This window comes from Butyrivibrio sp. FCS014, assembly GCF_000526935.1.
GTDB lineage: Bacteria > Bacillota > Clostridia > Lachnospirales > Lachnospiraceae > Butyrivibrio.
On sequence record NZ_JAHA01000019.1, the window covers coordinates 1158320 to 1179136 of the forward strand.

17 protein-coding genes are annotated in these 20817 nt (G+C 45.3%); all 17 read right to left on the reverse strand.

Annotation, left to right across the window (positions count from 1 at the left end; genetic code table 11):
* On the reverse strand, positions 1-1047 hold the full coding sequence (locus T456_RS0117825; RefSeq protein WP_081749149.1) for an acyltransferase family protein: 1047 nt from the start codon (positions 1045-1047) through the stop codon (positions 1-3).
* 9 nt (positions 1048-1056) lie between these two features.
* Complete coding sequence (locus tag T456_RS0117830) at positions 1057-2583, reverse strand: lipopolysaccharide biosynthesis protein (RefSeq protein WP_024867358.1); 1527 nt, start codon at positions 2581-2583, stop codon at positions 1057-1059.
* A 6-nt stretch (positions 2584-2589) separates the two neighbouring features.
* On the reverse strand, positions 2590-3519 hold the full coding sequence (locus tag T456_RS0117835) for an alpha-1,2-fucosyltransferase (RefSeq protein WP_024867359.1): 930 nt from the start codon (positions 3517-3519) through the stop codon (positions 2590-2592).
* A gap of 2 nt (positions 3520-3521) precedes the next feature.
* Positions 3522-4733, reverse strand: coding sequence for a polysaccharide pyruvyl transferase family protein (locus T456_RS0117840; protein WP_024867360.1), 1212 nt, complete (start codon positions 4731-4733; stop codon positions 3522-3524).
* Position 4734: 1 nt separating this feature from the next.
* Entirely contained in the window at positions 4735-5733 is a 999-nt protein-coding gene (locus T456_RS0117845; protein ID WP_024867361.1) for a glycosyltransferase family 2 protein, read from the reverse strand.
* 18 nt (positions 5734-5751) lie between these two features.
* Positions 5752-7122, reverse strand: a complete 1371-nt coding sequence (locus T456_RS0117850) for a DUF3329 domain-containing protein (RefSeq protein WP_024867362.1) — start codon at positions 7120-7122, stop codon at positions 5752-5754.
* Positions 7115-8350 (reverse strand): hypothetical protein, encoded by a 1236-nt coding sequence (locus tag T456_RS0117855; protein ID WP_024867363.1) that lies wholly within the window; start codon positions 8348-8350, stop codon positions 7115-7117. The genes T456_RS0117850 and T456_RS0117855 overlap by 8 nt, the downstream gene beginning before the upstream one ends.
* A complete protein-coding gene (locus T456_RS0117860) occupies positions 8340-9428 on the reverse strand; it encodes a glycosyltransferase family 2 protein (protein WP_024867364.1) in 1089 nt (362 codons plus the stop codon). The genes T456_RS0117855 and T456_RS0117860 overlap by 11 nt, the downstream gene beginning before the upstream one ends.
* On the reverse strand, positions 9425-10381 hold the full coding sequence (locus T456_RS0117865; RefSeq protein WP_024867365.1) for a glycosyltransferase: 957 nt from the start codon (positions 10379-10381) through the stop codon (positions 9425-9427). The genes T456_RS0117860 and T456_RS0117865 overlap by 4 nt, the downstream gene beginning before the upstream one ends.
* A 2-nt stretch (positions 10382-10383) precedes the next feature.
* The gene (locus T456_RS0117870; RefSeq protein ID WP_024867366.1) at positions 10384-11154 is read right to left on the reverse strand and encodes a DUF5672 family protein; all 771 of its coding nucleotides are present in this window, start codon (positions 11152-11154) and stop codon (positions 10384-10386) included.
* Positions 11155-11167: 13 nt separating this feature from the next.
* The gene (locus T456_RS0117875; protein ID WP_024867367.1) at positions 11168-12211 is read right to left on the reverse strand and encodes a glycosyl transferase; all 1044 of its coding nucleotides are present in this window, start codon (positions 12209-12211) and stop codon (positions 11168-11170) included.
* Between the two features lie 3 nt (positions 12212-12214).
* Positions 12215-13063: a DUF3431 domain-containing protein gene (locus T456_RS0117880; RefSeq protein WP_024867368.1), complete on the reverse strand. Its 849-nt coding sequence runs from the start codon at positions 13061-13063 to the stop codon at positions 12215-12217.
* An 18-nt stretch (positions 13064-13081) separates the two neighbouring features.
* Positions 13082-14875 carry an ABC transporter ATP-binding protein gene (locus tag T456_RS0117885; protein WP_024867369.1) on the reverse strand — a complete coding sequence of 598 codons (1794 nt, stop codon included), beginning with the start codon at positions 14873-14875 and terminating at the stop codon, positions 13082-13084.
* A complete protein-coding gene (locus T456_RS0117890) occupies positions 14872-15744 on the reverse strand; it encodes an alpha-1,2-fucosyltransferase (protein ID WP_024867370.1) in 873 nt (290 codons plus the stop codon). The genes T456_RS0117885 and T456_RS0117890 overlap by 4 nt, the downstream gene beginning before the upstream one ends.
* A gap of 74 nt (positions 15745-15818) precedes the next feature.
* Positions 15819-16913, reverse strand: coding sequence for a hypothetical protein (locus tag T456_RS0117895; RefSeq protein WP_024867371.1), 1095 nt, complete (start codon positions 16911-16913; stop codon positions 15819-15821).
* 271 nt (positions 16914-17184) lie between these two features.
* A complete protein-coding gene (locus T456_RS0117900) occupies positions 17185-18828 on the reverse strand; it encodes an MBOAT family O-acyltransferase (protein WP_024867372.1) in 1644 nt (547 codons plus the stop codon).
* Positions 18829-18863: 35 nt separating this feature from the next.
* Positions 18864-20810, reverse strand: a complete 1947-nt coding sequence (gene asnB, locus T456_RS0117905) for an asparagine synthase (glutamine-hydrolyzing) (RefSeq protein ID WP_024867373.1) — start codon at positions 20808-20810, stop codon at positions 18864-18866.
* Between the last annotated feature and the right edge of the window lie 7 nt (positions 20811-20817).

Below are 20817 nucleotides of genomic sequence, written 5' to 3' on the forward strand. Positions count from 1 at the left end.
TCATTTCTCCCTATTAAACACTCTTCCGGCTATGCCTGTAGCAACAGCATGCACTCCGACTGATGCAAAAAAAACAACTATCATAGTTGCAAGATACCATCTAGGAGCATCTATTTTGGAGTTAAGGTTACTGAATTTCCTGGCTGCCCACTCATGCATACAATATATTTCAAGAGTGATTCCTCCCATATAGGAAAGCATATAATTCAGCGTATGACCTGCTCTAAATCTATCAATACACCTGGCAAGGTGCGCAACAATAAGGCACAAGGAAGATATGAAAAACACAGGAGTAAAGGCCCCCAACAACCAGTAAGTAAAGCCCTCCCCCAGAAAAGCCGGACTTGGTATGGCCTCCAAGCGTTCAAAGTAAGTGATAACAATAAATATTGCAAATATTATCATTGCAATATTCATCTTCCTGTGTCCAAAATGATACTCCGTGTCATCTGTCTCATTCATGGCAAGATACCCCCAGTATATTCCCAAAAGGAACATGGGAATCCTGGTAAAAATAGGAAACACAATATCGTCTCTAAGGTAAGGCCTTGCTACAATCGCAACAGCATAAGCTATGATCATTGAAATGATGGTAAATCTCTTTTTGTTTTGAGCCTTGCAAAATGGTGCCAGGTAGAAAGGCACAAATATGTAGTACATAAGAATGGCGCCAACAAACCACAGATGTTTATACATGTGAACAGTAAGCTGCTCAATATAGGTAATTCTCATTAAAATCTGTATTTTTGTCCAGTTATCGACAAGGGCAATCACTGCAGTTATTGGCAGGAAGCTGGCATATATCCTCAAGAATCGCTTTCCTTCAAACCTTAAGTAGCTCTTTAAATCCTTAACCGGATGCTTGGTATATGCATATATCATGCCAAAACCGGACAGCAAAATAAAGAGATCCACACCGGTATACCCCTGCGAATGGATATACCAGATAGGTGTCCCCCATTTAGCAGGGGGCAATATATGAAAACAGTATATCCAGATTATTCCTAATCCCATGAGGACTGATCTATACTTACTTATTGTTTTCACAGTCGATAATTACCTCCGTCCTAACTTCTCCAGTACTTTACCTTTAATATACCCGAACTCTTCGCTTCTGCCATAGAGCAGGAAATATGATCCGTTAAATATAACTGTTATGATGACCGCCATAAGAAGGAATGTCCCGATATTTAAGTTTACGAGAACATAGCCGCTTATGAACTTGCATACTGCAAGTACTGCAATAAGACTTGCCAGGTATTTGGCTGTATCCAGGAAGTACTCCGATGCCTTCCTGTCAAAGCAGGTTCCGTAGATGATTACAGGTTTTGTGATATTGGCTATAAGTCCTGAAACTATGGTTCCGATATAGATGCCGGTAAGTCCAAGCGGGGTCTGAACCAGCCAGATGGACAGGATAAGGTTTACCGCGCCTTGAATCAAAGCCAGGTATTTATCGGGTTCAAATACACCTGCTGCTGTCTTGTAATTGCTAAGGACTATTCTGTCGCCCTTGAAGTAATAATCGATGAGAATGCAGTATACTGCTGCAGGAGCCAGTATCCATTTCTCCCCCAGCCAGATGCGGATAAGAGGAGTAAGCAGCACCAAAAAACCAACGCATGAAAAGCCATAGACCCAGGATGCAAAGAACCTGTAGACTTTGAACATGGAGAACTGCTTTTCTTTGGACTCCGTAGCTATAAGATTTCCGAAACTTGATATAACTGAGTTAAAGATGATATTAACGAAATTTGAAACTGTCCCGATCACCAGATTGTAGTTATCAACAACTCCGGCCACACCAACCTCTATAAGGGAGGAGATGATAAGGGCGTCGGTCTGGAGCCTTGCCACATCACCTATCTTGTGGAATACCAGAGCTTTGGTCTTGGTCCATACAGTATCGCTCTCCTCTTTCGTAAGAGGCTGAACATCTCTGTCCCTGAGGAAGGGATAGAGCTTATCCAGGTACCTTGATACCACGATCTTCTGAATCAGCTGCACAGCAGCATCGGTCAGAAGGAAAAGGTAGAAGTTGGATGTAGTAAGAACGATAATGATCTGGAAGAATACAGTGATAACCTTGGTTATGGTATTGATATTGGTCTGGATATAGTTCTTCTGCTGTGCATTTACCAGCGAATACTTATAGGCCACAAAATAACTGGTTACTGTATTGAACAGGAAAATAAAGTAATAGATGGTTAAATCCCTTATCGTGCTGTTTCCGGGATTCTTTACCAGATATTTGAGAAACGGGGTAAGAGCAAGTCCAATGACCGCCACCACAACAGCGATGAAGTGATAGGCCTTCCTGTACATCATCATGTAGGACTTTATCTTCTGAGTCTCGCCCTTGGCTACAGGGGCATAGAGACTGAAGTTAAGGGCTGTGCCTATGCCCAGCTCTGCCATATTCAGGATTGAAAGAACATTGGTGTAGGTCGAGTTAATACCAAGAAGCTGCTCATTAAGCCGCATGATAAAAACAGTTCGCAACACAAACGACATGATCGCGGTTGCCACCTGTCCCACATACCCAAAGGCAATATTCCTTGTTGCGGACTTAACTCTGTTCATATAAGTTTAGATAATGCTTCCTTTCTCATCCATAAGGATCCAGTCTCCCCAGTAATCATGCATGATCTCCGGGTTCACCGGCTGGTTGTTCCTCATCTTGTAAGTTCTTATCACCTTCCTGTCAGGGCGGCGGTTAAGCCTTGCCCCCCAGAAACTGAAGGTGGAATTGGCACAGATATTGCCGCGGCAGTGGCTCATGAGCATAAGGTCCTGAACGCTGTTCCTGCCGGTATTCCAGTCAACGATAGTGTACCGGGATTCGTCGGAGAACTTCTCCCTGGCATACTCATGGTCGCTGGTAAAAATGTAGAAGTGAGTATCCGGGTCTTTTACCAGGAAATAATTCATGGCGCCCTCGTAATACTCCTCCGTTGCTATATTGCCAAGTATGGCAAAGTTTGGCGGATCAAGGTAGTCCCCGCGCCTTATGTGAACGCTCACGCTGGATTCGCCGTCCATCTTGGCTGCCAGGGTCATGTTCCTTGTATGGAGCATTTCATCGGAGTGCTCCGGGAAAAGAAACTTCTCCGCAAGCTCAGGCAGCACATCGCTGTAGTACTTCTGACAGGCAAAATATCCTTTGATATATTTGTCATCCAGATCAAAGATCTCCGGATGATACATCTCTTTTTCAGAGAATACCTTTGGATTGTCGTTGTCCCTAAGGCCTAGTTTTCTTGCAATCTTGCCTGACAGCTTCTGAAATCCGTTTCTTTTCAGAAAGTAGTCTCTTTCTTCGTCTGTGCACACCTCGTATTCAAGGTCTTTGAAGATGGAAAGCTCGAACTCCCTGGGAGCCAGCATGTTTTTCTGCACTCCCGGATCAAACCAGGACAGGTCAAGCTTCACATCCTTCCCCATTTTCTTAAGCTTGTAATAAACCGCGTACTGCTGCATTTGGTTTCCCAGGCCGCCTGCAATCTGAACAATAAGCATTTTTATTTTCCCCCAATACTGGCTCTGTTGGAGCGGATCCACTCGTAGCTTCTGACCAGTGCGAAGGGATCCTCGATCTCCTGCACCGGAATAACATAGTTCTCGTAGCTTCCGAAAAGGTCAGTGGCTATTCCCCTGCTCTTTACTGAGTAGCCCATAACAAGTGTGGGCACTCCGCTGCTGTAAGCAGCTATGGTGCTGTGAGTCCTTGCTCCCACAAAGAAGCTGCAGTTTGCTATGTAACCCTTAAGAACTTCAGCGGGTGCATCATCAACCATAAAGACGCGGCCGCTGTTTTTAAAATCATCATAGAGCTTTTGAAGAGTCTGTCTGTCATCGCTGCTGCTCCACACCACATGCGGGATCAGGGCAATGTTCTGGTCTGTTTTCTCCAAAATGAACTCTACGAAGTTGCGGTAATTCTCTCTTACTATCCCCTTTTTGGATTCTCTCTCCTGTATCATAGGGCTTAAGTTTATTCCTATGGTATTGCCCTTCTTAAACCACTCAGGTAGCTGGATCTCCGCCCTCTGAAGTTCAAAGGCAGGGTCCTGCCTGAGAGTGATCTTATCTGCTGGTATCCCCGCGTTTAAGAGAGCATTATAGGTTATGGACTCTCTGGCATATATGCGATCGTAAGCATTAATATCCTGTAAAAGATCGGGATTTCTCATTGAGTCAGGCTCGATGGAGCATCCCCAGAGCATAGTCTCAAAGCCTTTTTTCCTGAAAACGCTGTGTGCCAGGATAAGATCGGGAATCATCTCGGGATAGCAGTAGTTGTCCCCGCCTATGGAGACTGCAAGAGGCTTAAGGCCATTAGCACCTTCTTCGTAAGGGTGAAGGCTCTTTTCCCTGCACTTCTCCTCGTAGACCTTCATCACTTCCCTGAAGCGGTAACGAAGGAAGGATTCCCAGTCCCCGGTAATAAGGCGCCATCCGTAATAAAAAACGTGGGCTATGAAATCCCTGTCTATATGGTCCTCTTCAACAAGAGTGCAAAGTCCCTTTTTCTCCAGATCCCCAAGAATGTACTTCCTGTCTTCATTCACGCTGTTGGTGGCAACTATAACGGGAAGGGAGGTGTCTGCTCCCTGTTCTTTCCTGATGCGCTCTATAAGACGCAGGGTACTGTCCACAATGGCCTCACAGCCGTGGTTTCCGGAGCCTGCGTGCATATACAGGATTATCGGTCTGTTTAAATCCAATGACATATCATTTTCCCCTCTTGTGGCGATGATAACTGTTTATGTAAAGCTTAGGGCTGATCTTAAAGAGGATCACCTTGAGTTTGTATCCCAGTGAAAGGCCGGCAAAAGACCCATGGGTCTTAAGGGCGTCATTTATCTGCTCCGAAGCCTTTGAGATTGCAAGGGCGGACAGGTCGTTGTCCCGGTCCTGTTCGTCCTGAACCGCAACTTTACCTATAACAAGAAATGCTGTCATAATGCGGTTCACCGCAAGGGTCACGAAGGCGTAGCTTGAGAAGTTCTCTCTTGCGGCCATCATCTTGTCTCCTGCAAGACTCCAGCATTTAAGCTCATCCATGTAGCTTGCCTTGAAGGCGCTCTTCATGGCACCGTTCTCGTTCTCTTTGTAGACGTAATTTCCCGACCCGCGGATGCATTTGATGTTGTGGGTCTTCCCCTGAGCCAGGGCAAAATCTATGAGGAATAAAAGATCCTCTCCGATGGTGAGGCCTTCGATGAATCTGGTGCCTGACTGCTCCAGTTCTTTCTTTTCAAAGATTTTCCCCCACACATGGGAGTTTGCGTTCAATATGCTGTTCTCTATGTACTGGTAGCCGCTTACCTTGACGCCGGACTGAAGGCTGTCAGTCTCATCAAGAAGAACCGTGGTCTCATCGGCATACTTCATAAGATTCTCGGCAAAATCCTCCGTCAGGTTGTCATCCGCATCCACAAAGGTGACAAAATGACCTGTGGCTCTTTCGAGGCCAAGGTTTCTGGCGTGGGATACTCCGTGATTGCCGGTGTGAATGACGGTTATACGCTCCTGACCGTATTCCTTCTGAAGATCATCGCAGAGTTCCTTACTTCCGTCCGTTGAGCCGTCATCTGACAGGATTATCTCAATCTCTTCCGGATTTAAGTCCTTTTGGTTTAAACAAGATAAGACACACTCCCTCAGTGTGTCTTTAGCCTGATATACAGGAATTATAACGCTTAAAAGCTTCTCCCCGTTTGTTTCCATACATTTCCTCAAAACGCTTTAGTATTTGGTCCAGGTCTCCCTATCTACTCCCTTGATGAAGTCGATTCCGTAATGCTGTGCATAACTTAGGTTAAGCCAGTTCCAGTGATCCTCGCAGATGTCTGACTCATAGGCCATGGAGAATCTGTTCTCCCAACCGGGACGCAGCATAGGGGCTTCAAGCCACTTCTCATCGGTGGTGGTGGTCATCATGGTAAGGTAGGCATCTCTCTCATCGAATTCACGCTTGATACGGGCAAGGTTGGCGCCGTCTTCTATGTAGGTAAAAATAAGGATGATGCTTAATACTGTCACGAGGCTGGTTGCCAGTATCTGGACAAGATCTGCATCGAACCCTTTATTAACAATCCAGGCAAAGCCCTGAACGATAGCCGTCATAAGAAATAAGCTGGCTCCGTAGTAGGTGCGAAGCTGAGACTCGGGAACCATGATAAGAGCATAGGCGGTTGCCAGGAAAAGGAATGCAAACATAAGCATGCCTGCTGCCGCCTCTTTGAACTTTTTAAAAGAACCCGTCTTATAGGCTATGGCGATCACCATAACCGTAAATGTCAGTATAAGAACAAGGTAGTAGTCTTTGATGTTCAGAGTTATCTTAAGGAATCTGGCTACCATTGCAAGCAGTCCTGTGTGGGCTTCCTCTGCGCCTTCTGCTCTTGAAGCATTGCCCGGAGAAAGGAGCATTATGACAAAGCCTATGATATTTCCTATAAGTCCCGTTATCATCCACAGCCTGATGCCGGAGAAATTCTTGGTTTCAATCCACTTCCAAACAAACATCAGAAGTACGAACAAGATAACACCACCGGAGGTGTTCTCGTTGCACCATCCTGCAGCCACTCCGAAGAAAAACATTCCCACTGCAAAAAGGATTGAGCCTTCTTTCTTTTCCCAGATGGATTTCCTGAAAAGGGTGATGTAGCCCACCATGATAAGCGCTGTGAACAGGTAGTTGCAGGCTCCGGTTTCCCAGAACACACTGTTGCTGATGGTAGGGTCAAAGAGCCACAAAAGAAGGGTTATTGCCAGATAGACTCTCAGATCGTAGGGCTTTCTGTTATCGATGTTGCGATAGATAAGAATTCCCAAGGCTGTAAAGGCTGCTGCCGCAGCGATGTTAAACACCGCCTTGGTTCCGGTATACATAAAAATCCTAAGGATGATGTGAGCGATGTTACGTCCTATGTGGGTCATATAGTGCTCATATTCCTGAACAAAGAGGTCGAAGAAGCTGTTTGCCTTGGCCACTGCATCTCCATATATGATGTCATCGGACATGTTTGGTGTGAGAAATTCGTATATAGCTGTCATGATGAAGTTCACTGCTACAGCAATATAGAACAGTTTTTTCCTTAGTTTCTCAGGCATTGGTTGCCCCTTTCGCATCTTTCAAGTCTTTTGATTCTTTCAAGTCTTTTGGCTGGAAAAGGTTCCTGAAGAACCTTCCCAGGTAAACTCCTGCAATCAATAGGAAGAAGTCTCTTCCAAGGTATCTGGTGACAAAGGTCGCCTCCACCAGAGTATATATTCCTAGGGATACCATTAGTACCATTGTCCAGATGTCACGCTGCTTCATGCACTCATAAACAATCGCCAGCATGGCAAGTATCATGATTATAGTGGGAATAATGCCGTACCAGTAAAACAGGCGGTTCCATCCCATGTCAAAGTATCCGTCATATCCCTTCTCGGAGAACAACGTCCAATAATCAATAATCCCGCCATGATCGGGAGTTGCATAGTACAGGTTACTGATCCTGTTATTAAGCTTAAAATCCAGGTCCCATGCGGCTTTACCAAAAAGCATCGGCCTCTCTTCATAATAAAATGATCCTGCTGCCCACGCAGCCCAGGAAGCGATAACTGTGCAAAGTACCGGTGTTATTGCGCCACCAAGGATATATATGTATCTTTTTTCCGAGAGCTTTTTAAATAGCCTAAAGAAGATTGCCAGAAACAGTGTAAATGTCATGACCAGCATTCCGGTTCTGGTTCCGGCCACAGCTATCACTATTGCTGTTGAAGCAACAGCCACCATATAGGGCAGAATACCTGCAGTTCTTCCGTATATTCCGATCCACATCAGTATCAGCGCATAGACGCTGCTAAATAAAGTGTTGGGATGACCAAATCCAAATACATATCTGGTCTCAACACCGACATCTCTTCCGTAGTCCAAGGTCAGGGATACATCTCCCAGAAGCCCTGTAACTCCAAGAAGAGCAATAAGCAAAAATCCAGCAAAACTAAGGTAGAAGCAATACTTAAGTGCCTTCTTAAGGTCAATGTCTCTGGATGCCATAATGAACATGGCTATTCTAAGAAGATCATTTCTTCCGGTATGTACATAGGAAAATCCCGCAAGCGCAATAATAAAGCCTATGATGCCCCACTCTGCTACGCTATGTTCCATCAAAAGCACAGCCAAGAGCGTCAGAAGAAACGTTACCCTGAACACGTAGCTCTCATAAGAAAAGGTCAGCTCACTCTTTTCCACTATCATCAGTACCAGTTCTATGGTAAGGGCGATGTAGAAGAGCGCATTTACAAGCTTTGTTCTGTTTTCTTTAAACCAAGGTAACAGCTTACCTTCCATTACGAAGCCATCCTTTGATACGTTTTTTTATACCGTGTTTGATGCTATTTGAAATAAGCGCATTTACGCTGTTGTCTGTGCTTTGCAGTTTCTTTACATAAAGGGCTTCCTCGGGGGCCCACTTGGGAAGCGGGTGCTTAGAGTATTCCCTGTAGAAATCGTCGTTTATAAGCTTTTCAAGTTTCTCTTTCTTGTCAGCGGTGGTCAGGTCAGAATAAATAAGCTTAGATACCGCAATTGTACAGGTAAGAGCCTTCCTCTCTGCGATTGTCTCTGTAAATCTGTCACCAAACCACTTCTGTGAGTACTTATCCAGCTGCTTGTAGGTATTCTTCTCATCCTCAAGATATGACTCGTTGTAGGTGGATGAAAGGCTGGCTGAATCTTTTCTGTAGTAGTACAGGACTTTATCCAGATACAGAATGCCCGAAGCCTCATCAAGGTGCTTGGCAGTCTGGTAAAGGTCCTCTCCGTAGTTCAGGAATAGATCAATATCCTCAAAGGCTGCAATGCTGCGCCTTACGCACTTGATCCACATGGCGTTTACAGAGTCGTCCATGCAGAGCTGCTCCATGAATGGTCCCTTGACTCCGTCCCCATGGACCACATTTGGGGTGAAGCTGTAGCTTCGAAGCTTTTTATCTGGCTGACCAAGTACTGCTGCATCATACAGGATGAGATCAGGCTCAGTGCCGCTTTTTTTACAGCTTTCAATTGTGTCGTATAGGGTTCTGAGGGCTCCCGGAGCCAGCTCATCATCTCCATCCAGGGATACGATCCATCCGCCATTGGCTACTCTTATACCCTCCTGGCGGGCTCTGAATAGGCCGATTCTGCCGCGGTGGATAGTGGTCACGCACTCGTATCTTGCGGCCAGCTCATCACAAAGAACCGGTGTCCTGTCGCTTGAACCGTTTTCGCAGATGATAACCTCAAAGATGTCCTGTCCGGAGGTATTGCCCACTTCGCAGACTCCCTTAAGGTCAGTGAAATCCGCAGCCTGTTCGGCAGCTGAACGCACGCATTCCTCTATGAAAGCTTCCCCGTTGCATACGGGTACAATTACGCTAAAGATCATTTCTCTGCCCCCAGCATTCTCATAGCCTTATGAAATGCCTTTCTGCAAAAACGTCCAACTGTCATATCAAATCTGTGGGTAAACTTCATCCATCCTGTGATCTTACCCAAAACAAAATGCTCGTACTCATCAAGATGCTGTCTCAGATATACAGGGTAGGTTTCATCAACTTCCACCCTCTCAAATCTTGCATCTCTTCCAAAGATATCCATGCCAAGGATAAGATGATCCATGGTCTCGGCAAGGACCTCTCTCTCATTGTAGTTCTGATGGGCTGCTGCCTTGGTCTTGATACCTATCCTCTTCATGGGATCTTTTTCTTTATATCCCCCCATGTAGCCAAAGTGCCAGCCACCGTTAGCGACTCTTACACTCCTTGGATCATCCACTTTGATCAGGTCGCGAAGTCTCACAATTCCCTCTTTGGGGATGTTGTCTATGCTGCAGATCTTGGTTCCCAGCCAGAGTCTCTTCTCCTTGGGAATCTTGGGGAACTCTCCGGTAATGGAAAGGAGTTTGCCGCTCTTCTCCTCATTGTTTACGTATACGTAGAAATTTCTCTGAGCCAGGTGATAAACCTTGGTCTTATCAAAATTTCTTATTATCTCTTCCAGGGTCTCGGGACATGGGATCTCATCAGCATCGCTGAAGATGATGATGTCATCAGGTGTAGCATCCTTAAGCCCCTGTATCAGCTTGTTCTTCTGGAAATAATCTCTCTCATGGGTATCAGCCCCCTCTATGGGAGTATCATCCACCACGATATGGGTGATCTTCGGAAGGAACTCTTTAAACATATCCTTGTTCTTCTCAAAGATAAGCTCCTTGGGCTCTCCGGAGAAAGTCACTGTAGACTCTTCTATCACAAACCTGTCAACATAAGGGTCCATGATGTTGAGCCTGAGTTTCAATATATCCAGTTCATTAAAAAAGGGTATACAATCGTAGACCATTATTAATCCTCAGGTATTTCGTGTTTCTTTTTCCATTCGCTGCTCTGTCTCCAGAAAAGCAGCGGTCTTACAGCCATCTTAAATCGCTTCTTTGGGCTGTAAAATCTGGGATAGTCCTTGTTCTCGCCTCTCCATTTATGAAAGGCAAAGGGCTCGATCCCCTTGTTTTCCGGAAGTGCGTGCTCTCTTGCGAACTTTATCGCCACCTCCAGCGGAGCCCATTTAAGGCCGTCTCTTTCCATCTCGTTCTTGTGAGCACAGCACAGGAAAATATCCTCGTTGTACTGGTCATCCTGAACCTTATGCCATGGGATATTGTGAACGGCAGGATACTCCAAAAGTCTCTTTGACCTTATGGATACACTGTTACCAACCCTACAGATATTGCCCTCACTGTCCCTGTAGGCGTAGTCGTTGGTAGGAAGCGGCCAGGGAGAACCTATGTAGTCGTACTCAAGGAACTCATCTTTCCAGTTCTCGGGATGAATCACAAATCCATCAGCATGTACTACCAGACAAAAGTCAGTCTTTATATGGTCCTTCAGTTCATAGACCATCTTGTAATTGAATTTATCTATGCTGTCCAGCTTTGAAGTGTAGCTGAATCGGATATCCTTTGGCAGATACCACGGCTTTTTATCGCTGATAAAGACCGCATCCCCAAACTCAATATCCCGCATGCTGTACTTCATAGCCTGAACAGTTTCATATACATTTACGCTTGTCATGGCCATCAGTGTAACCTGAGGCAGTTTAAGCTTTTCTTTTGACACCTTAATCTCCGTTCTATGCTGAATAAGTCTTGATCAGGCCAAGGCGCCGTTCCAAAGACCTTACTATTCTTTTGCCAAAAAAGATTCCGTAAAGGCATTTGCGCCTGATAACCTGGAAAAAGGTCATGACTCTTCCGGGACGTTTATTACGTTTCGCATAAAGCTTTGATGTCTTTTTATATTCTTCCAGCTCTTTTCTGCATTCGTCCGCAGTGAAGAGTCTGCCTTTTTTGTCCTGATAGGTCAGAAAGCTGTATATGTTCTGCTCTGAGGACCAGAAGCCATCTGAAATATTATGGCGTGCCCAGTACTTAGGTGCTATAGCATACTTAAGCTCTGTACTGGACATAACCGGCATCAGCGCAAATGATGAGTTAGACAGAATAAGATAGCGGGCATTCTTTATAGTCACATAATCCTTGCCCATATCAAAATGATGGTGCTCGTACTCCGGAAGCACTTTATTTGCGGCTTCTTCATCCTCGGTTATTACCATAAATCTCATGTTTGGATTGATCTTTTTCATGTTCTTTATGGCATTAAGGAAATACTTTCTATCCAAAAACAACTCCGGATGGTTGGTGTACTCTCCACCTCTTAAGTTAATTATGCATAGATCATCAGCGGTATACTCGTAGGACTCCGCTTCTTCCTTAACATGAAGCCACTCTCTAATCTTATCCCTATACTTCTCAAAATATGACTGATCCTGAAGATTTCCATAGATCAGGGTGTTGTCCTCCACCTTGAAAAGCTCTGGATCTGCACCACTGATATAGCAGCCATTAGTCATATCATGTATGGAATTACCCATAAAGAGTCTGTCGTCCTGCTCGTGGAAGATCTTATAGTTCTTCATCTCTTCTCTTGATATCTCTTTGCCCATATCAAGAACCATGAAATACATTCCCTTCTTGGAGTGAAAAACATTTCCCACCTGTCCGGGATTCACAAAACCAAAGTCCACACCCTTTTCCAGAGCAAGGCACCTCGTAGTTATATAAAAAAACAGTTGGTTTCCAAGGCCGTAGCCTTCAATAAATTCTGTTCCTATCATTTCCTAGACCAGGCCTTCCCAGAAATCAGGGGCTTTCGCTCCCAGCATAATCCTTAATCTTTTCAATCTCAGACTTTCCCACTGTCTGTGTCTGTTTACAGCTTCTTCACACTTGGGAAGGATTTCCGCAAGATAATCTTTGTTCTCCATCCATGGATTAATCTCATATCGGCTGGTGAATATCCATGGCAGCATACGCTCAACCAAATATGCCTCTGCCGGGAAATTAGACTCTTTTCTGTATTCCATAATAGTGCAAAGGTTTTCATAAAACGTTTTGGAGTTTTTGAGCACTTGAGACTTGTGTATAATATAACATCCTCCGGGGCTAAAACTGCAGTACCTTGGAATCACCGGATCTTTATAAACAAACTTATAAAAATCATCCATGTTATAAAAATACCTATAGGCATGGCTCTGGTTCATATACCAGGAACTATTAAGCTCGATATATCCCTCTTCGCTTAATAGTGATGCTATAGAATCCGGGTCTCCACCCTTCTTATATCTGTCCCACATTTTTTTATCCTGATACAGATATGTAAACCACTTGTTTTCGTAGTTCCTGTCAAAGAACTCCTTTGACACGTGCCTTCCGATAATATTTCCCTTTAGCAGAGCTATCCATTCCGGAAGATTATCATAGTTATCCACGAAATAGTGAAAATAACTTGTAATATTATGCCCGGTATTATCCACATGAATAAAATCCATGTTATTGCGCTTCAGTTCTTCTATTACGTTTTCATCATCCGAGGCATCTACTATCAAATAATGCTCACAGTATTCCAAAAGCTCTGTCGGGACAGTATTGTAATTATGTATAAGAAAAAAGGTATCAGTTTTGTTCATATTATTGCCCCCGTCTGGTTATTGATAAATAGTATGACCTTCGAGCGTTGTCTTATGTATTTTCTCATCTTGCACAGCGTAAATAGTGTCACAATTAGCTATTGTATTTAACCTGTGCGCAATAATTATCATGGTTTTCTTACCATGGAATCCGTTAATAGCTTCCATGACTGCTGCCTCGGTCTCGTTATCAAGAGCACTGGTAGCCTCATCAAATACAAGGATCTCAGGATTGTGATACAGTGCCCTTGCAATGCCGATCCTCTGTCTCTGGCCACCGGAAAGTCTTACGCCTCTGTCACCAATCTTTGTATCAAGACCTTCCGGAAGGCTCCTAACAAATTCAGCAAGCTGGGCCTCTTCCATAACCTCCCAGATTCTGTCGTCATCAATTTTGTCAAGATCAATACCAAAAGCGATATTCTCCCTGATTGATTCATCCACCAGATAGATAGATTGCGGAATATAACCTATCTGAGCAAGCCAGGAATCATAGTTGCTGAAGATATTGTTTCCATCACATAGAATCTCACCTTTCTGGACACGGAGAAGTCCCAGGAGGATATCTACGATAGTAGATTTACCCGCGCCTGAAGGTCCCATGATACCCACGGACTGCCCCTTCTTTACCAGCATATTTGCGTTGTCAAAGATCTTCACATCTGAGTCCGGATAAGCAAAAGTTATACCTTTTAGCTCTATCTCTTTTTCCAGATGGAGCTCCGGGCCTGCGATAGCAGCACGCTCAGCCCTCATGGCCTTGTCTGTTTTCATAGATTCGGTCAAATTCTCATATACAAAGTCCAAGCTAAACTGATTGTAAGCTATTGCTGCAATATACGTATTTATGCGGTTTGCGGAGGGCATGATCCTGATGGCTGCCACACCAAATGCAGTAAGCTGAGGAAGGAGAAGTGTCGCATCTCCACCCCTTACGATGTATATAAGGACATACAGGAGAACAACGGCCATGAATACTGTCTCAATCATGAGACGAGGCACACTGTTAAGTACGGTGTAATCCCTCTCGATATCTGCACCTATCTTACCTTGTTCATAATAATTTCTTATAAAGAAATCCTGCCTGTTAAGAACTTTGACGTCCTTAAGTCCATATATAGCCTGGATTCTCCACTTGGCGATCCTGGACTGAGTCTCCTGATTTCTTCGTCCGATAGCGTTGAGCTTCGGTTTTAAAACTCTGGTAATGATATATGTAAGGCCCAGAAGCACAGCAACGATCAAAAGAGTCATCTGCCAGTTCACGAACAATAGCACAATACCAAGGCACACAGACACAACAAGTTCTGTTGAAAGAGACAGTAATGACATCATTAAAGTGAAGGTCTTGGGAATATCGCTGTCAGTGATTCTAAATACAGTGGGGATATCCGCTCCAAGATAATCCTCGTAGGGCCGGTTAAGGAATTCCCTCATAACGCGGCTTATCATGTCGTTCCTTGCCCTTGAAATGAAGGTATTCTGCCTATGGATCAGGAACAAAAGATATGCGTTCTTTATCACAAAAAGCAGGATCATCAGAACAAGAAGAAGGCTTGCCAGCTTCATGTCTGTGTCAAACCCGAAAGCATTCAGAGCGTTTCTTAGGAACGGGTATTTGTCGATGTTGCGGTGAAGTGCCTCGGGATTTAAGATAACCGAAACCACGGGAAGCATCATGGAAACACCCAAAGTCTCCACAACACCTCCAATGAGTATAAGGACAGCTAGAATAACTATCTGTCCTTTCTGTTTTTTATCAAATATGTAATTCAGCTTGGTAAAAAGGCTGACCTTTCTTGACTTGCTCATATAGCTACCTTTGTCATACGCTCAGTGTAGACATCATCCATCTTTTTATTATTTATCCATTTCTCGGGAGCTATGACCATCTTCTCAGGAGCATCATTGAGCCACGCTGACCACCAGCTGAAGGAACTGTTAGCCATAATGTGATGCTTGCAGCGACTCATGAGTATCATATCAGCCACATCGGTGAATTCACCCTCAGGAAGCTCAACAGTAATGAAGTTGGGGCCTTTGAAGTGATCCTTGCACCATTCCTTGTCATCGGTAAATATGAAGAATACTGCGTTGGGATGCTGCTTCCTTACCATCTTGATCGCATTCTTGTAGTATTTCTCCGAGCACAGATTATGAACCTTGATATGTTCCTGAGCCAAATAATCTGTTCTCCTCACATGAATGCTTACAGACTCGCAGCACTCGATCTGCTGAAGTGTAGTCCAGCTGACAGAATCCTTCATGATCTCCTGAGGCCTTTTTCCAAAAGTATCCTTAAGCTCTTCGATGACCGATGGTGTGGGGAAATACTTATCCGACTGCCAGTAGCCCACCAGGTATGCAGGGTCAGCCTCCATGATCTTGGGGTCATACATGCCGGATACTTCATCAATCCTTGAAGTCTTTCTGCCTGTGAGCTTTCGTCTGATGCGGCTCCAAAGATCCATTCTCGAATCAGTAAGCTCCACTATCTCTTCTCTTGTGGCCCTTTCGTACTCTATTCCAAAGCGATCAAGAACAGGCACTCTGAGCTTATCGTTTACAAAACCGGTCTCATCGTCGATCTTGACTTCCTTACCTCTACTTATAAGTTCTCTGTACAGGGCATATTGAAACATCTGATTTCCTAAGCCGCCCTTAAGCTGAATAATTATCATAACTCCTCCATAAAACAGCCAAAACCATAAAATGCCGAATATATTATACCTTAGTTACGGGGCAAGTACAAATCTTAGTCATCGGTCACAAGCTCATAGAAGGTGCCGCTCTCTATGTTTTGCTGTACCTTCTCCTTGCCTTCTGCAGCTTCCCCGGTCCATTTATCGAAGGCTTTGTCCCAGGAAGTGTATTTCCTGTCGCCACGGTGGTCTTGAGTCAGGGCAATTCCGGTGTCTATGTAATGCTCTTTGAGATAATTCTCAAACCAGTTTGTTATCTTCTCTGCTCCCACGATGTTGGTGTGGGTTCCGTAGTCTCTGATGTCGGTCTGGAAGTCCAGATCCATCTCATCAATGTAGCGGTTCATGTCCAGGTAGTCGTAGCCGTATTCTTCGATAATGTCCGCGAGGTAGTTGAGCTTCTTCTGCTCGTCTTCTTTAGCTGAATAAGGCGAAACGATGAAGAGAGCTTTGAGGTCTTTTTCCTTAAGGTAGTTTAAAAGATCCCTGAGGTAGGCTTCCTGCTCGGCGGGAAGAGGCTCTTTTACGTCTTCCGGGACGCTGGCGGGAAGGTCTGCCGGGCCTACGTCAGTTTCTATGATGTGACCTTTGAGGTCACTTGGGTATTTGTAGAACAGGGTCCTGAACTGGCTCCACATGAACAGTGTCTTCCAGTTGGAGTGATACTTGAAGATATCGAAGTAGTAGGTAATGCGCTCATCCTTATCATCAACCATGGCGTTGATGGCATTGATCCTGTTAAGGGAGTACTTCATGTTGTCGGTAACTTCCCTGGTGTGAGCCATGTTGCCAAGAAGATTGGCATCCTCTGCGGTCCACATCCTCATCTCAAAGATGAAAAGGTCGGGATTCTGGGTCTTTAAAGACTCCTCCACCAGATACTTGGTGCCAACCGGCCTTTGCATGTTTGAAGAAAGCGGGTATACGGTAACTCCCAGGTCGCCGTAGATCTTGGGCGTGGCAAAGCAGGCAGGAACCGGGCTGGAGCCGATGAGGACGGCGTCTATGGTATCCCTCTTCTCCGCATAGAAGCCAACGAACCTGTCTTTGACAGGGCCGTTGGTACGCAGGATGTAGGTAAGGTGCACCGTCATCCAGGCGATGAGCAATATGAAGATTGTAGCTCGTAACAGTTGTTTCTTGGTCATTTATTGTCTCTCGTAGTGAATATAGTTAGTTCGGGTTTCGCTATTTTTCGGCATCAGTCGATTTTATAGCGAAAAAATTGGCCTGTTTTCGCTATTTTTTGAAGTCATCTAAAATTATAGCGACGTTTTTAGAGATTTTTGTCGCTATTATTTTGAGTCATGCTCAAATATAGCGAAAATCCCAGAAAATTCTCGCTATCTTTTGAGGTGACCTCTAAATCTAGCGAAATCGCCCCGGACATCCTTCTCATGGAATAGGCGCAAGGCTATATCAAAAGTCTTTATATATAAATTCTGCAGCGCTGTAACCGGGGCCGTACTCGGCCAGGGTTATGCAGTAGAATATGAAACCGATAAGGATAACCCAGCGAAGGGCCAGAGGTCTGGCAGCAAGGTACTCGCGGATGTTGGCAAAGCCGACGAAACGGGACTTCTTGGGTTCAGCCGCTGACTGCTCAGGTGCCTTATCCTTCTCAGCTGCTGTGGCCTTCTTAGCCGTCTCAGCAGTTGTGGCCCTCTTGGTGCTCTTGGCCTTCTTGACAGTCTCGCCCAGCATTTCCATCTTGTATTGGATCACTGATACCGTAATAAGGATAGCCAGTGATACCAGAAGGATCACCCATTCCACGATATCCAATCCAAGGTTTAAGAGGCTTCCATTCACGAAAATCTCAGGATTGAATACGGTAACGCTCTCCTTGAGCATTCTGAGGGCATGGGACACGTTATCCGATCTGAAGAACAAGTCTCCTATGCACACAAGAAAGAAGGTCCTTACTACCCTGAAAGCATCTGCTGCCTTGCTCTTAAGGTTCATATGGAGCTTGTCCGCAAAGAGCCATGTGAAGAAAGGCAGTGTAACCTCGCCGAATACTATATAGAACCAGTGTAGTAAGCCTGAGCCAATAACATATTTCATCTCACCGCCATGCCAAAGGCCTACAGACAGCCATAGGATGAACATAGCCACATAGGTGGAGATATTCTTGGCTTTCTTCTTGCCCAGTTTGGACTTAAGGCCCTTGTTTAGGGATGTGATCATCTTGCTTCTAAGGAGCGGATAGAACACATTATCCTTCATCCATACGCCCAGGGTGGCATGCCATCTGCGCCAGTATTCGCTAATGTTCTTGGCAAAGAAAGGTGTTCTGAAGTTCTCGGGAAGAACTATTCCGAAAGTCTCGGATATACCGATGACAATATCCATGCATCCGGAGAAATTAGTATAGAGTTGGAAGGCAAAGCACACAGTGCCAAGCCAAATATAGGCTCCCTGGTATTGTTGATCATTGTTGTAGATGGTATTAACTACCAGTGCAAGTCTCTCTGAGATAACAAGCTCTTTGAAGAATCCCCACAGCATGCGCTGAATTCCGAAGGTTACATTCTTGTAATCCAGAGGATGATACTCAAAGAATTGATCTCCGCTGTCTCTTGTCTTCATAATGGGACCGGAGATCATCACAGGGAAATACAGGCCATAGAGTGCTGTCTTCAAAAGACTTTTCTGACAAGTACCTATACCGTTGTAAACTTCGATGAAATATCCCAAAAGAATAAAGGTGTAGAAGGAAAGTCCAAGTGGAGCAATGAATCCCGCCCCGGTAAGTTTCAGATACTTAAGGATGATCAGGATTCCCAAAAGTACTGCGAGCTCTGCCGCTAGGATGATGCGTCTTTTGACCGGGTTTTCTTCGGAAGTTCGGCCAAGGAGCTGCAAAAGGCCCCAGGTGACGGTCACTGCGGCGATTGGATACAAGATCAATACGCCGTTTCCGGACAACAGATAATAGGCGATGCTGCCAAGAAGGAGCACCACCCACTGTCCACGGCCCTTAGTTATAACGGGGACCAGGTAATATACGATTAGAACCAGTGCAAAAAAGCACAGGAAATTAAAAGATGTAACACTCATTTATAGATCATCTTTCTAACGCCTTGTAAGACTATTTAGGCCGGTTTGTACTCGTTTTCATACCACTGCTGGAACATCAGGATGTACCATATCTGAACGCGATAGATTCCATGCAGGGTAAAGTCGGTCCATATCTTTCTGACAATTTCAGGGTCAAGAAGTCCCTGCTGCCGTAGTTTGTCCTCATTAAGGAGCTCTTCTGCCCATTCTCTGATGGCAGGATCTGTAAGCCACTTGGCGATGGGGATGGAGAAGCCTTTCTTGGGACGTTCCACCATCTCCTTTGGAACATACCGGTATAATACATCCCGAAGTACCTTTTTGCCAACTTTGTCGTCGCGAAGGTAATCGATGGGCAGTGTCCAGGCAAACTCCACGACGTCTTTATCCAGCATGGGCACACGGGTTTCCAGTGAGCAGGCCATGGCGGTCCTGTCTACTTTCACCAGAATGTCATCCGGGTGATAGAGGACCATGTCCATGAGCATGGCTTCGTGGTTGACTTCCCCAAGGAAATCTGCGGGAAGGTCCATGCACTTGTATTGATACTGTGCGGCCCTGTTTTTGGCAGGACTGCCATTCTTCAGCGCAATCTTCCTGACTATAGGGTCAGTTTCGTGTTCAAACCTGTGGAGCTCATATGGAGTCTTTGCCCCAAGGTACAACGCCTTGGAATATCTTGGAGATTCACCGTTTATGGGCTCTTTGGTAAGACCAAGGGCAGCAAGACTTGCGATTTTTCTTAATGGATATGGAATCCTGCTGATCTTATTCCATACACGACTCACTGATTCATAGGATCTGTAGCCGCAGAAAAGCTCATCTCCTCCATCTCCTGAAAGAGACACGGTTACATGGTCTCTGGTCATCTTGCTGACAAGATACGTGGGAATCTGGGAAGAATCTGCAAAGGGCTCACCAAACATCCCGGGAAGTTTGGGAATAACTGCTTTGGCATCGTCTTCTGTTATGTAGAGTTCTGTATGGTCTGTACCTAGATGATTCGCAATCTCCTTGGCTATAACAGCTTCATTGAACTTAGGGTCCTCCATGCCGATGGTGAAGGTGCGGACCTTGCCGGGAGCAAGTGACTGCATCAGTGATACCACAGTGGAGCTGTCGATACCCGCTGATAGGAAAGCGCCCAGAGGCACATCAGCTATCATCTGATCCTTGATGGAATTCTTAAGAAGACGCTCAAGCTCGTCGGCCGCTTCCTGGCTGGAACCCTTAAAGAGGTTCTGCTGCCCGCGCCAGGCGGTGGAAGTCATGGACCAGTAGGTTTCGTGATGAAGGGCAGTGCTTTCGAGGGTTTCAAGAGTTGAACCAGTCTTTTGGGACAATGTTTTCAGATTCAGGGTCATGATTGTTCCAGGCTCTAGTTTCTTAATACCCTCGTATATCGAATAAGGTGCAGGAATGTAGCCATCTGCAAAGTACATATCCAGCACGTTTGTATCTATTTTGTTGTTAAAGCCATCTATTACTCTGAGGCATCCGATATCTGATGCGAAGGCGAATGCTCCATTAACCGTTCCGTAGTACAGGGGTTTCTCTCCGACTCTGTCCCTGGCGAAGGTCACCGTCTGAGCTTCTTTGTCATAAACCGCGAAGGCAAACATGCCCTTGCTGTGCTCGAGGGTGTAGGGCACACCGAACCGTTCAATGGATTCAAGAAGAACCTCGGTGTCGGAGGTGCCGCGGAATGAAACGTTCTCCAACTTGGTTCTCAGCTCTTTTACATTGTATATCTCGCCGTTATAGACCATCACCAGCCTTCCGCTGTGAGAGGTCATAGGCTGAGCGCCGTTCTTGGAAAGGTCCACAATAGAAAGGCGCCTGTGCCCAAGCGCCACAAATCCGTCTTCACTTATATAAACTCCGCCATCGTCCGGGCCGCGATGCAGCATCCTCTCGTTCATCTTCAGGATGTTGGCCTTCGCATCGCCCTTAAAGCCGATGAGTCCAGCAATTCCGCACATATAGATT